This window comes from Acidimicrobiales bacterium, assembly GCA_016716005.1.
Classification (GTDB): domain Bacteria; phylum Actinomycetota; class Acidimicrobiia; order Acidimicrobiales; family JADJXE01; genus JADJXE01.
The window spans coordinates 1,271,074-1,284,315 of sequence record JADJXE010000001.1 but is presented as its reverse complement, the minus strand read 5'-3'; the positions used below and the strand labels follow the sequence as shown (position 1 = coordinate 1,284,315).

Annotated in this window: 10 protein-coding genes, 2 tRNA genes and 2 pseudogenes; 6 read left to right on the top strand and 8 right to left on the bottom strand. The window is 73.2% G+C overall.

The genetic code is table 11. The features are described 5' to 3' along the window. Window positions 1–84: 84 nt before the first annotated feature. The 3 genes from IPM45_06260 to IPM45_06250 form a co-directional block, all read right to left on the bottom strand. The gene (locus tag IPM45_06260; GenBank protein MBK9179167.1) at window positions 85–594 is read right to left on the bottom strand and encodes an NAD(P)H-dependent oxidoreductase; all 510 of its coding nucleotides are present in this window, start codon (window positions 592–594) and stop codon (window positions 85–87) included. A gap of 79 nt (window positions 595–673) precedes the next feature. Next, window positions 674–1,549 carry a PKD domain-containing protein gene (locus IPM45_06255; protein MBK9179166.1) on the bottom strand — a complete coding sequence of 292 codons (876 nt, stop codon included), beginning with the start codon at window positions 1,547–1,549 and terminating at the stop codon, window positions 674–676. Then, window positions 1,546–2,220: a hypothetical protein gene (locus IPM45_06250; protein MBK9179165.1), complete on the bottom strand. Its 675-nt coding sequence runs from the start codon at window positions 2,218–2,220 to the stop codon at window positions 1,546–1,548. The genes IPM45_06255 and IPM45_06250 overlap by 4 nt, the downstream gene beginning before the upstream one ends. Window positions 2,221–2,271: 51 nt before the next feature. Between IPM45_06250 and IPM45_06245 the strand changes: the two are divergent. The 4 genes and pseudogenes from IPM45_06245 to IPM45_06230 all read left to right on the top strand — a co-directional run bounded on the left by IPM45_06245 (window position 2,272) and on the right by IPM45_06230 (window position 5,951). After that, window positions 2,272–3,697, top strand: a pseudogene (locus IPM45_06245) (MBL fold metallo-hydrolase). Between the two features lie 116 nt (window positions 3,698–3,813). After that, window positions 3,814–5,166 carry a glutamate--tRNA ligase gene (locus tag IPM45_06240; GenBank protein MBK9179164.1) on the top strand — a complete coding sequence of 451 codons (1,353 nt, stop codon included), beginning with the start codon at window positions 3,814–3,816 and terminating at the stop codon, window positions 5,164–5,166. Further along, window positions 5,163–5,870 carry a YdcF family protein gene (locus IPM45_06235; protein ID MBK9179163.1) on the top strand — a complete coding sequence of 236 codons (708 nt, stop codon included), beginning with the start codon at window positions 5,163–5,165 and terminating at the stop codon, window positions 5,868–5,870. Before IPM45_06240 ends, IPM45_06235 begins: the two co-directional genes overlap by 4 nt. Before the next feature lie 9 nt (window positions 5,871–5,879). Next, window positions 5,880–5,951, top strand: a tRNA-Gln gene (locus IPM45_06230). 85 nt (window positions 5,952–6,036) lie between these two features. Here IPM45_06230 and IPM45_06225 read toward each other — a convergent pair. After that, window positions 6,037–7,140, bottom strand: coding sequence for a hypothetical protein (locus IPM45_06225; GenBank protein ID MBK9179162.1), 1,104 nt, complete (start codon window positions 7,138–7,140; stop codon window positions 6,037–6,039). Window positions 7,141–7,382: 242 nt separating this feature from the next. Here IPM45_06225 and IPM45_06220 point away from each other — a divergent pair. Beyond that, window positions 7,383–7,455 (top strand) — tRNA-Glu (locus tag IPM45_06220). A 1,319-nt stretch (window positions 7,456–8,774) separates the two neighbouring features. Here the strand turns inward: IPM45_06220 and IPM45_06215 are convergent. The 4 genes and pseudogenes from IPM45_06215 to IPM45_06200 all read right to left on the bottom strand — a co-directional run bounded on the left by IPM45_06215 (window position 8,775) and on the right by IPM45_06200 (window position 12,379). Continuing rightward, a pseudogene (locus IPM45_06215) lies at window positions 8,775–9,249 on the bottom strand (transposase). A gap of 86 nt (window positions 9,250–9,335) precedes the next feature. Beyond that, window positions 9,336–9,947 (bottom strand): transposase, encoded by a 612-nt coding sequence (locus tag IPM45_06210; protein MBK9179161.1) that lies wholly within the window; start codon window positions 9,945–9,947, stop codon window positions 9,336–9,338. 429 nt (window positions 9,948–10,376) lie between these two features. Beyond that, window positions 10,377–11,435, bottom strand: coding sequence for a cell wall-binding repeat-containing protein (locus tag IPM45_06205; protein MBK9179160.1), 1,059 nt, complete (start codon window positions 11,433–11,435; stop codon window positions 10,377–10,379). A 143-nt stretch (window positions 11,436–11,578) separates the two neighbouring features. Beyond that, window positions 11,579–12,379 (bottom strand): hypothetical protein, encoded by an 801-nt coding sequence (locus IPM45_06200; GenBank protein MBK9179159.1) that lies wholly within the window; start codon window positions 12,377–12,379, stop codon window positions 11,579–11,581. 581 nt (window positions 12,380–12,960) lie between these two features. Between IPM45_06200 and IPM45_06195 the strand changes: the two genes are divergently transcribed. Further along, on the top strand, window positions 12,961–13,221 hold the full coding sequence (locus tag IPM45_06195; protein ID MBK9179158.1) for a hypothetical protein: 261 nt from the start codon (window positions 12,961–12,963) through the stop codon (window positions 13,219–13,221). Window positions 13,222–13,242 lie beyond the last annotated feature (21 nt).

Sequence of the window (13,242 nt, the reverse complement as noted above, 5' to 3'; positions counted from 1 at the left end):
TCCCCCCTCGTCGCAGCCCGCGCCCGGCCGGCCCGTGGCCGAGGCGACGCTACTGCGCGCCGGCGTCGGGTGGACGGGCCGCGATCAGCCCCCGAAGGCCCGCTCGAGGGCGTAGGCCTCGCCGAGGGCCCGTTGCAGCGAGGCGAGCACGGGTGGCCTGGGCCGGCCCGACTCGTCGACGTCGTCGCCGGTGGCGTACACGACCGTCGGCACGGTCCAGCCGTCGAGGGAGGCCAGCATCGCCCGCAGCCCGGTGTCGAGGCTGAGGAAGTGGTCGCGCGTGGCCCCCGCGGCGGCCAGCACGCACGCCGTGCCGGCCAGCGCCGACGGGGGCAGCTGGTCGAACAGCACCTTCAGCAGCCCGCCGTAGGTGGCCTGGTTCACCGGCGTCGCCACGACGAGGATCGTGGCCCCGCAGATCGCGGTGAGGGCCCCCTCCACGTCGTCGGCGGTGCGGCGCAGCAGCAGCGCCTCGGCGTCGAGCTCGCCCACGTTCAGCACGTGCCCCTCGCGCGCGAGCTCGACCGCAGCCTGCGCGAGGGCGTGCGTCGTGGAGCTGGAGGACGGGCTGGCGTTGACCGCGATGAGGCTCACCCGGCCACGGTAGGGGACGGCCAACCCACGGAGCGGCGGAGCAGCGGGGCCCGGGCGGTGGGGCGGTGGGCTGGGCGGGCTACCGGATCACGGCCTGGGCCTCGACCACCGGGTAGGGGACGGTGGTGCTCACCTCGACGGTGCCCAGGTCGGCGGTGGCCGAGCCGGCGGGGCCGGTGAAGGTGTACGTGCCCTCCCACACGACGGTGACCGCGACCAGCAGGTCACCCCGGCCGAGGTACACGTGGGTGGCGGCCGGGGCCTCGGGGGTGCCCGGATCGGTGGCCTCCAGCAGCGTGCCGTCACCGAGGTCCCAGCGGTACCGCGCGGCTCGGGCCGTGGCCGTGACGGCGTACCCGCCGAGGGCCACGTCGACCGCCACCTCGCGCGGGCCGGCCACCCACAGGCGGGTCTCCAGGCCGACGAGGCCACGCACCCCCGGGTCGAGGCGGACCGTCGGTGTGGGCAGGGCCACGGCGTCGCGGACGGCGGCTGCGCTGGGCGGGGCCGGTGGGGTCGCCCCGACGGCGGGCGCGGCCGGCCCAGTCGTCCCGGCCGGGGACCCGCCGGCCGCCGGGCACCACGTCGTCACCAGCACCTCGGTGCCGTCGGGACGTGTGCCGTACACGAAGGCGCGGCTGGCGTCCGGGCAGCTCCGGAAGGCGGGGCCCTCGCGGTACTCGGTCCGGAGCGAGACGTAGGGGCTGGCGATCCCGTCCGTGCGGCCGCCAACCCCCGGTCGGCCACCCCCGGTGGTGGGCCCGCGGGCCTGCGATCCGCCTCCCGGTCGGCCCGGTCGGGCGACGCTCACCCCCGCGGTGAGCCTGTCGCGGCCGAGGTCGCCGTCACCCTCGCCGTCGGCGGCCGCCGGGGCCGGACCCAACGCGCCGGCCAGGGCGAGCGCGGCCAGCAGCAGTGCGCCACCCGCACGCCGCCACCTCCCGGCGCCGGTCACGACTCGCCGCCGGCCCAGCCGGCCGGGGGCACCCAGCCGTCGGCCGTCTCCACGAACCCGAGCTCGGGCAGCGGGTTGCGGTGGTCGTTCCACTCCAGCAGGCGCCAGCCGTCGCCCCGATCCTGCACGGTCCAGAACGACGAGGTGGGGGGCCAGCCCGGTCCCTCCTCGACCACCCGGCCGGTGGCGTCGACGATCACCTGCGGGCCGTGCGAGTGGACGACGCGGAGCACGGCGAAGGCCTCCTCCCGGTAGAGGAACTCGAAGTCGGTCACCTGCACGCCCTCGTCGGCGTAGCGGCGTCCGGCGTCGGCCAGCGCGGCGATGGCCCGGCGGTCCCTCTCGAGGCTGGGGCTTGCGGGATCCCACACGTGCGGCAGCAGGCCGACGTCACCCGTGACGAAGGCCCGGTGGCGGGTGCCCATGAGGTCGAGCACGGCCTTCACCACGAGCACTTGGGCCTCGGTCTCCTCGTCGACGGGCCGGGCCCACCGCCAGGTGGGATCGCCCCCGGGCGCCGGCGGGATCGTCAGGGTGGCCGGCGGCGCGGCCGGTGCGGCCGCCGGGCGCGCCGTACCCTCGCGATCGGGTGCGGGCCGTCCGCACCCGGCGGTGGCAGCCAGGACCGCCACGACGACGAGCCGCCGGGCGGTCGTTCCCCATCCCCTCATCGCCCATCCCCTCATCGCCCATCCCTCCATCATGGGAGAACATGAAATCACATGACAGTGATTGAAGGAAACCGACCGGTGCTGTCGTTTCTCGGCGGCGCGGGCACCGTGACCGGGAGCCGCTTCCTGGTCGAGGCCCCCGGGGCGCGGGTGCTCGTCGACTGCGGGCTCTTCCAGGGCCTGAAGGAGCTGCGGCTCCGCAACTGGGATCCCTTCCCGGTCGACCCGGCGTCGATCGATGCCGTGGTGCTCACCCACGCCCACGTGGACCACACCGGGTACCTCCCGGCCCTGGGCCGCGACGGGTTTCGTGGCCGGGCGGTCTGCACCGAGGGCACCGCCGACCTGACCGCCGTGGTGCTCCCCGACAGCGGGCACCTGCAGGAGGAGGAGGCCGCCTACGCCAACCGCAAGGGCTTCTCCAAGCACCGCCCGGCCCGGCCCCTCTACACCGAGGACGACGCCCGGCGCGTGCTGCCGCACCTCCACCCGGTGCCCTTCGGGAACGAGGTCGAGGTGGCGCCGGGCGTGACCGCGACGTTCCGGCCGGCGGGCCACATCCTCGGGTCGGCCACGGTCGCGTTGCGCCTCCGGGGCCGGGCCGCGGGTGGTCGGACCGAGCGCACCGTGCTGTTCAGCGGCGACCTGGGCCGGCCCTCGCACCCGCTGCTGCTGCCGCCGGAGCTGCCCGCCGAGGCCGACGTGGTGGTGGTGGAGAGCACCTACGGCGACCGCCGCCACGACGATGCCGGCACCGTCGAGCGGTTCGGCCAGGTGATCGCCCGCACCATCGCCCGGGGGGGCACGGTCGTGATCCCCGCCTTCGCGGTCGACCGCACCGAGGTGGTCCTCTTCCACCTCCGCACCCTCATGGCCGCGGGCGCGGTGCCGGAGGTGCCGGTGTACGTCGACAGCCCGCTGGCCCTCGCCGCGCTGCGGGCGTACCGGGCGGCGCTGCGCGACCGCAGCCCGGAGTTCCGCCCCGGCGTGCTCGACGGCGACGACCCCTTCGACACGGGCGACCTGGTCGAGATCCGCAGCGTCGAGGAGAGCAAGGAGCTGGCCTCGAGCCGCTACCCGTCGGTGATCGTGTCCGCGTCCGGGCATGGCCACGGGCGGACGGGTCGTGCACCACCTCGCCCGCTGCCTCCCCGACAGCCGCAACACCGTGATCCTGGTCGGCTTCCAGGCCGAGGGCACCCGGGGCCGCTACCTGGCCGACGGGAACCGTCAGATCAAGATGCTCGGCCGCTACGTGCGGGTGCGCGCCGAGGTCGTCGACCTGCCGGCGCTCTCGGTGCACGCCGACCGCGACGAGCTGGTGGCCTGGCTCGCCCGGGCGCCCCGCCCGCCCGACGCGGTGTTCGTGGTGCACGGCGAGCCGGACGCCTCGAGGGGCCTGCGTGACACCATCGACACCCAGCTCGACTGGACGGCGGTGGTGCCCCGGCTCGGCGAGCGCGTGCGCGTCGACTGAGCAGGGGCCGACCTGGTGCCATCGCTGCCGGCCGTGCGGCAGGTGTCCGGCGCGGCGGTGCCGCCCTCGGGCGGCCCGCCCCGGCCGCGGGTGCCACCGCCAGTACCCTCCAGAGGGTGACCGAGCCCGCACCCCGCGTCCGCTTCGCGCCCTCGCCCACCGGCTACCTGCACGTGGGCGGTGCCCGCTCGGCCCTGTTCAACTGGCTGTTCGCCCGGCGAACCGGCGGCACGTTCCTGCTGCGCATCGAGGACACCGACGTCGAGCGCTCGCAGGCCGAGCTCACCGAGGGCATCCTGCGCTCCCTCGAGTGGCTCGGGATCGACTGGGACGAGGGCCCGTACTTCCAGTCGGAGCGGTTCGACCGGTACCGCGATGCGGCGGCCCGGCTGCTGGCCGACGGCCGGGCCTACCTGGTCGACGCCGACGACCGCCCCGTCCCCGGCGGCGCCCTCGCCGACGGCCTGGCGGTGCGGTTCCGCACCCCGGACACGGGCACGACCGAGTTCGAGGACCTGATCCGGGGTCACGTCCGCTTCGAGAACGCCGACCTCGAGGACTTCGTGATCTGGCGGTCGAACGGCACCCCCATGTTCCTGCTGGCCAACGCCGTCGACGACGCCGACATGCGGATCACCCACGCGGTGCGCGGCGAGGACCTGCTCAGCTCGGCCCCGAAGGTGCTGCTGCTCATGGACGCGCTCGGCCACCAGGACCGGCCGGCCTACGCGCACCTGCCCCTGCTGGTGAACGCCCAGCGCCAGAAGCTGTCGAAGCGACGCGACGACGTGGCCGTCGAGGACTACCGCGCCCGCGGGTACCTGCCCGAGGCCCTGCGGAACTACCTGGCCCTGCTGGGCTGGGGGCCGGCCGACGGGGTCGAGATCCGGCCCATCGAGGAGATCGTCGAGCGCTTCCGGTTGGAGGACGTCACCAAGAGCGCCGCGTTCTTCGACCACAAGAAGCTCGATCACGTCGACGCCGAGTACATCCGGGCGCTCCCGGTGGCCGAGTTCGTCGAGCGCTGCCAGCCGTGGCTCGCCCCCGGTCGGGCGCCGTGGCCCCCCGAGGCGTTCGATCCCGACGCCTTCGCGGTGCTGGCGCCCCTGGTGCAGGAGCGGGTCCGGACCCTCGGCGAGGTGCCCGACTGGGTGGGGTTCGTGTTCGCCGACGAGCCGCCCGTCGACGAGGCCGCCTGGGACAAGGCCATCACCCGCAACAGCCAGGCCGCCTCCATCCTCGACGACGCGATGGCGGCCTTCGAGGGGTGCGAGTGGACCGCGCCCGCGCTCCACCAGGCGCTGCTCGGCGTGGCCGATGCCCACGGGCTGAAGCTCGGCAAGGCCCAGGCGCCCGTTCGGGTGGCCGTGACGGGCCGGTCGGTCGGCCCGCCGCTGTTCGAATCGCTCGCCGTCCTGGGTCGTGAGCGCACGCTGGCCCGGCTGCGCGCCGCCCGCTCGCGCCGGTGACGCCCCGGCGCCTCCTCCGGTGGGCCCTCCGGGCCGCCGTCGCGGTGCTGGCGCTCGGCATCGTGTACCTGGCCGTCACCTTCGTGCAGGTGTGGTGGGTCGGCCGCCACGACGGCAAGCGACCGGCCGACGCCATCGTCGTGCTGGGCGCGGCCCAGTACGACGGGCGGCCGTCGCTCGTGCTCCAGGCCCGGCTCGACCATGCCCTCGAGCTGCGGCGGGACGGCTACGCCGACGTGATCGTGGTCACCGGCGGCAACCAGCCCGGCGACCGCTTCACCGAGGCGACGGCCAGCGCCAACTACCTGCTGGCACGCGGTGTGCCCGATGACCAGATCCTGCGCGAGGTGTCGGGTGGCAACAGCTGGGAGTCGCTGGCCGCGACCGCCGTGTTCCTCGACGACCGGGGTATCGACCGGGTGATCCTCGTGTCCGACCCGTACCACTCGATGCGCATCGAGGGCATCGCGTCCGAGCTGGGGCTCGACGCGAGCGTGTCGCCCACCCGCACCAGCCCCACGAGGGGGTGGTCCGAGCTCCGGGCGATGGTCCGCGAGACGGCAGCGGTGGGCGTCGGGCGGCTCATCGGCTACCGCCGGCTGCTGCGCCTCGAGGAGGTGGCCGGCGGTGGCGTCGGGCCGCTGCTCGGGGTGGTGGGTGCGCTGGGCCGGGTCGCTGCGCCCGCTGGCTGGCTGGTACGGTGAAGGGCCCTTTCGGGGGTGGTGTAATCGGCAACACGGCAGGTTCTGGCCCTGTTATTGGGGGTTCGAGTCCTCCCCCCCGAGCTCGCCGGGTGATGCGCCCGGTCACGCGACGCAACCGGCCCCGTCCCGTGCAGGACGGGGCCGGCGTCGCGAACCCCCGGTGGCGCTAGTAGCCCCAGTAGGTGGCCACGCAGCCCCCGGCCAGGTAGTCGCCGATGTAGCCGCACGTGGCCCCGAAGGTCTCGTACTCGGAGTCGACCGGGCTCTCGTAGTACAGCTGGTCGCAGGCCTCCATGTCACCGCCGGAGCAGGCGTCCCAGAGGCCGTCGAGGTAGGCGTCGTCGCCGTAGGTGTAGGCCCCGCCCCCGCCGCTGGAGCCGCTGGCGCAGCCGCCCGCCATCCAGGACCCCGAGGCGGTCAACCCGCACATCGCGCCGTACGTCTCGTACTCGGAGCCGCTCGGGCTGTCGTAGTACAGCTGGTCGCAGGCCCCCATGTCACCTCCGGAGCAGGCGTCCCAGAGGCTGTCGAGGTACGCGTCGTCACCGTAGGTGTAGGGCGACCACACGGTCGGCGGGCTCGAGTACCAGCTGACGCAGCCCCCGGCCATCCAGTCGAGGGTGTAGCCGCACGTCGACCCGTAGGTCTCGTACTCGGAGTCGACCGGGCTCTCCCAGTAGAGCTGGTCGCAGGCCGCCCAGTCGCCGCTGTAGCAGTGGTCCCACAGGTGGTCGAGGTACCAGTCGTCGCCGTAGGTGTACGGCGTGTACGTCCAGGTGGGTGGCACGGTGGTCCTCGGCGGCGCCGTGGCGCCGGGTCCGTGCGTGGTGTTCGGGCGGGGCTGGGTGGTGGTGGGCGCCGTGGTCGTGGTGGTGCTGCTCGTGGTGGTGCTGGTCGTGGTGGTCGGCCGTGTGGTGCTCGTCGTCTGCACGGAGGTGGACGAGCTGGCGCCCCAGTCCTCGCCGGCGTCGTTCTTCTTGCCCCCCGAGAACACCAGCACCGCGCCGAGCACCAGCACGGCGGCGGCCACGACCCCGATGGCGACGAACCACGGTGTGCGGGACGCCTTGCCCCCCGGTGGGGTGGGCGGCGCGACGTACGGGGTGCTGGGCGGCTGGCCCGGCGGCCCCTTCACGAACGAGCCGGGCGTGAAGGGCGGCATCGGGGTCGTGGGCGGGGGTCCGGCGGGGCCGGGCGGCGGGGCCGGCGGCAACCAGCCGGTCCTGGGGTCCGGGCCGGGGCCAGACGGGGGAAGGGGAGCGTCGCTCATGGCGTACTCCTTTCCCGATCCGGTTGGCCGGGTCGGCGAGCAAGGGCGAGATAGGCGCCCTTCCGTCCCCATTGGACACCGACCAGGCGTCGGCATGGAAGGGTCTGAGGTCCCAACGGCCGCCCCGAGCGCCCCCCCGAGGTCGGCCCCCGCCGTTCTGCGTCCGAGATGGCCCGGAACCCGGATCATCCCGGACGCGGAACCGCCCGGCGGCCCGGCCTTGGTAAGGTCTTCTGCCGCTCGGCCCCATCGTCTAGTGGCCTAGGACACCACCCTCTCAAGGTGGAGACACGGGTTCGAATCCCGTTGGGGCTGCAAGGAAATCCGGGGGTGCGTGGTGCCATTGGTGCCATCGCCACACCCACTGCGTATCTTCGGGGGGATGCGAGGCACCCTCTGGCAGCGCTCCCCGGGGGTCTGGCGGCTCCAGGCCGACGCCGGGCCCGACCCCACTACGGGAACCTGAGCCAGTGCTCGGGCAGCCTGCCCCGGAACGCCGCTTTGGTGGCCACGGCCGACGACAGGGCGCTGCGGAGAGCGGCACTCACGGTGGTGGCCGTCGATGGGCAGTCGGTCGCCACGAGCGGGCCGATTCTGCTGGCCGCCGATACTCGGCCGACACGCTGGGGTGGCTGGGCTACCCGCTGCGCTCCTGGGCGTGGTGCCCGTCAGGATTGGTGTCCCGGATGGCGCGTCGGCTGGCGCAAACCCCTTCCCGAGGCTTGACTGCCAGGATTCCCATCGTCACACTCCCGTGCATGAGTGACTCGAGCAGCGGTGGCGTTGATCCGCACGGCGACACGGTACCCGCCCCGCCTGAAACGACGTCGTCGGAAAGCTCCGCTGGTGGCGTCGATCCCGGGACTGCCGACACCGTCCTACCGCCGCCACCGGCCGTGCCGGACATGAGCGCCCTCATCGGAGCCGCAGTGCTCGCTGGCGTTGCCGTTGGCGTTGTCGCTGCGGCGTCGGCCCCAGCGGTTGCCGGCGCAGCCGCGGCCGCTGGCGCAGCCGCTTACGTCATTGCCGCGGGGACTGAACCGCCGAAGATGCTGGCCGAGGAAGAACCTGATCGACCCGGTCAGGAGGCCGATGGAGCTGGATAGGCACGCAGCTGACGGTCAACGATGACGCTCGCCGCACACATCTTGTCGTCCTGTTCCGCCAATTGAGGCTCTCTCCTGACGTCGGCCGGCGCCGTTCTGTCGGCGCGTTCGGGGGCGACCGACCCCCGCCAGCGACGTCCGGACGGTCACGATGTGACACCGGCGGCGCGTCCGAATCACGACCTGTCGTCCCCTGGTAGGACTACGGGACCTTGACCCGTTCCACTACCCGGTGGTCATGCTCGATCTCGAACACGAACGTCTGACCAGGCCCAGGGGTCATGCTGCCCACGATCCGCCCTGGGAAGTCCCGCGCCTGACGCTCGGTCAGGAAGTGGCGCCGTCCCGGCCGGGCCCCGGTCATGGGCCCCGGGTAGGTCACGGCCCATCGCCGCGGCAGTCGATGCCGTCTCAGCCTCATGCTGCCGCCCTGTCCTCTGCCATGCCCCTGGCCATGGTTGGAGTCCCGCGGAGTGGTGTAGCTGGGGGTGAGCCTGGCTTGGTCGCTGTCGCTGGTCGTTGATCTTGTCAGGCGGTGATGGCCAGGGGCACCTCCTCGGCGGGCGCGGCTGGGGGCTGGTGGAGCTGGGCCATGGATTCCTCGGAGAGCGTAGCGGCGTTCGGCCACGGCCCATTCGTCATGGGTCTCGACGACGACGGCGGTGACCAGGCGCAGGGCGGCCGCGTCGTTGGGGAAGATCCCCACGACGTTGGTGCGCCGCTTGATCTCGCCGTTGAGCCGCTCGAGCGGGTTGGTCGACCACAGCTTGCGCCAATGGGCCAGCGGGAAGTGCGTGAACGCCAGGAGGTCTTCGGCGGCATCGGCGAGCATGCCGGCCACGTCGGGGAACTGCGGGGTGAGGGTGGCGACGATCTCGGTCAGCTGCGAGCGGACGTGGGCCGGGTCGGGTTGAGCGAAGATCGTGCGGATGGCCGCGGCGACCATGTCGGCGGACGTCTTGGGGACCTTGGCCAGCACGTTGCGCATGAAGTGGACCCGGCAGACTCCCAATGTCAACTCCGGGCGTGTTGAGGCGCGCCGAAGCAGCGGCAGAGCGCGCCGCCGGTGGCGGGGTGAGGCTTGATTTCTTAGACGGTGGCGGTGATGTGGCGGCTGGCGTCGTAGGGGGTGCTGTCCTGCCAGCATCGCCACAGGACTCGGCACCAGCGGGCGGCGAGGCCGCGCAGGGCGCGGTGGTGTTGTTGGCCGCGGGCCTTGGCCTGGTCGTAGCCGGCTCGGGCCCAGGGGCTGAGCCGGATGGAGTTGTAGGCCCACCAGCCGAACGCTTCTCGGAGCGTGTCGTTGGCGGCGTAGCGGAATCGGACGCGGGTCATGCGTCCCGAGGACCGGGTGACCGGCGCGAGGCCGGCTTCGGCGGCGAGGACGGCGGCGGTCGGGTAGCGGTCGCGGTCCTCGCCGATCTCGGCGAGCAGCGCGGCGGCGGTGAGGTCGGCGACGCCGGGGAAGCTGAGGAACAGCTCGTGGTCGGGGTGTCGGTGGAGGGCGTCGCTGATGGCGCGCTCGAACTCCCTGAGCTGACTGTTGAGCAGCTCGAGCTGGTCGACCTGGGCGAGCGCGGTGCGGCGTTTGGCTGCGGTGGTCCCGTCTGATGCGGCGGGGTTGTGCAGTCGGAGCCGGTCGACGAGCAGCGACGCCGGTTGGCGACCGCGGTAGCTGTGGCGCTCGAGGAACTGGCTCATGCGCCCTTTGGCGATGTGCGCTGCCAGTTGCGGGGTTGGGTAGTCCCCGGACGAAGTCGAGGGTGATCTGGCGGTCGACGGTGCTGAACAGCCGCACCGGCGCGGGGTGGTAGGCGTGGGAGGAGGTCGTCCGCCTGGCGCTGCGCCTCGCGTCGTCGGTTCGAGTGTGCGCCCTGCCACCCCAGCCGTACAGCCCTGGCTCTCCGTCGGGGCACTGCCCGACGGCGGTGGGGCCGGGGCGTGGTGCCATGTGGTGCCATCGAGGCGTTGCGGCGCGGAATCGCCGGGTCGGCGCCTCCGCCCCTGCCGCGTCCTGATTACACCTGACCTGCGATGACGTGTCCGCCGGGGCCCTGTCGAGGTGGAGACACGGGTTCGAATCCCGTTGGCGCTGCCACGACCGGCCAGCCTCGACGCAGGTCGTGTCGGCTACGGGCAGATGGTCCCGGTCTGTACCGCAAGGGACACGGCGTTGGGTCCGCCGAGGATGGTGAAGCGGCTGGCGCCGGCGTTGAGGAGGGCGGCGGCCACGTAGGGCGGGATGCAGGCGGTGCGGGTGAGCACCATGACGTTCTGGTTGGTGGTGATGCCGGCTGCTTGGGCCTGTCCGGTGAACAGGGCGCCGGCGAGGCCGTCGGGCCAGTTCTCGCCGGTGGTGATGACGGGGTCGAAGGGGGGTCCGAGGGGTGCGAGCAGCCAGACGTTGACCGAGCGTTCGTAGACGTCGGCGCCGGGCACGCGCAGCACCGCGTAGGTCACCCCGGGGGCGGGGTTGGCCAGGGCGGCCTCGACGGCGGGTGAGACGTCGGCCGGGCCACCCATGATCAGCATGTTCACGAAGCCATTGCTGGACAGGGTCGTCAGCGCCTCGACGACCGATGCCGGCAGCGGCCCGTTGGGCGGGACGAGCAGCACCGGCGCGTCGTAGACGCCGCCGGCGGCCCCGGCGATCATGGCGTCGGCGAAGTCGGTGCCGCTGGCCACCAGCACGGTGGCCAGCGGGCCCGGCGGCGGCGGGCTCGTGTACATGATCTGGGCCGCGGTGGCGTAGCGGTCGGCACCGGCGATGCGGGTCACGGTCACCCCAGGCTGTCGGAGCTGGGCGAGCACGGCGTCGCTCACCGCCGCGGTGCCGCCGAGCACGCCGATCTGGTCCGGTGAGAGGCGGGTGAGCTCGTTGCGGGTGGCGGGCGGGATGGAGTCGCGCCGCACGAGCAGCACCGGCACCCGCAGGGCGCCGCTGATGCTCCCGGCCACGATGGCGTCGGGGTAGTTCTCGCCCGAGGCGACGAACACGAGGCGATCTGGGGACGGCACCGCTGGGAACTGGCGGGAGATGAGGGCGGCGGTGTCGTAGCGGTCGGCCCCGGCGAGGCGCACGATGGGCTGGGCCGAGGCCGGTTCGGGCACCGCGACCACGGCGATCACGAGCCCCAGCGCGCAGAGCAGGGGAAGAAGAAGACGTCGATGGTGGTCCCGGTGAGGCATGGTGCACCCCTTTCCCCGACGGGTCGTCGGTTCGAGTGTGCGCCTTGTCACCCCAGCCGTACAGCCCGCCGTCGGGGCATCGCCCGACCGCGGTGGGGCCGGGGCGTGGTGCCATGTGGTGCCATCGAGGCGTTGCGAGGGGCTCAGCGGCTCTGGTCGAAGAAGTCCCACATGAGGTCGGTGGCGTCGATCTCGACGTTGGTGAGCAGGAGGTTGTCGACGAAGGTCTGACAGGTGACGCCGAGGGCGGTGACGAAGTCGACGGGGGGTTCGCCGGGCGGGCAGGCGAACTCGACGACCTGGTCGGGGGTGGCGGGGAGCGGGTGTCCGGGCCAGGCGTGGCCGTGGTCTTGGAGGGTGTAGAGGATGGTGGCGGCCTGGCAGTCGTCCCAGGTGAGGCGTTCCACGGTGGGGGTGAGCGTCTCGCTGGCCGGTTCGTCGGTGCAGCCATTGCGGGTCGCTTGCGCGGCGTACACGTCGAGGGCGGGGAGCACGGTGGGTTGGGGTGGCTGGGCGCCGTCGTAGGGGGCGGCGATGTCGGCGAGTCCGTGGAAGCCGATGGTGGGGGTGGCCGGGCCGGTCTCGCACACGGCGGAGGTGAACCAGCCCTCGACGGGAGCGACGGCGGCGATGCGGCCGGGCAGGGCGCAGGGCAGGGCCAGCACGAGGTGTCCGCCGTTGGAGATCCCGGTGGCGTAGACCCGGGACGGGTCGATGCACACCTGGCTGCCGAGCTCGTCGAGGAGCGCGGCGACGAATGCCGGTTCGTCGACTGCCCGTCCGGCGACGTCCCAGCCGGGGACGTCGGTGACCTGTTCGGCCAGGTCGACCAGGAGTCCTTCGGGGTACACGACCACGAAGCCTTCTGCGTCGGCTTTGGCGGTCAAGCCGTCCGTGGCCTGTTGGACGGCGGCGCTGGACTCGGCGCTGTGGAAGGACAACACCACTGGGAGGGGGTCGGTGCCGGTCGCGGTTGCGGGCAGGTGCACGAGAGCCGTTCGAGGCGCGCCGTTCACGGTGACGTCGATCCGCTCGACCGACGGCTGCGCCGCAGCGTCGGCACAGGCCGCACTCGCCTCTGCCGGTGCCGCCGTGGTCGTCGTCGTCGTCGGTGTCGTCGGTGTCGTCGGTGTCGTCGGTGTCGTCTCCTCGTCGTCTCCCCCGCAGCCCGCGGCCACCACGGCGATCGCGAGTCCCAGCGCGCAGAGGAGGGGGAGAACACGTCGATGGTGGTCCCGGTGAGGCATGGCGCAGCCCTTTCCCCGACGGGTCGTCGGTTCGAGTGTGCGCCCTGCCACCGCGGCGGCACAACCCACGGCGCGCCACCTCTGGGCGCGTCGCCGACCACCTCTGTGGGGGCGGTGCTCCCGGGGGGCTCACCCGGCTCGGTGGACGTCCCGAGGGTGCCGCCCGCGCCCGACGGCCTGTGCGGTACGGTCCGGCAGGGGGGCCGTTCGGCCCTGGGCGACGGGCCGGGCCGGCTGCGAGGATCGGGGACAGAGCAGCGACGCCAGGAGGATCGGCGATGCAACCGCACACCCTGCATGCGATCGAAGAGGTCCTGAGCAAGATGGAGCGTCCCGACCTCGAGGAGCTGGCCTTCGAGTACGCCAAGAGCCACGCGTCGGTCTGCGCCGTCGCGTGCGCCGGTGAGGCGGAGGTCCATGCCGACGACGGCTCCATGGCCGACAGCATCGGTGCCATGAGCACCGAGCAGATCGCCACGATGCTGGCCCCTGCGGCCTGGATCGCCGTCACCGCCTACGAGCTGATGTCAGGGGCATGATCGGGTGCGACCGCCGGTGAC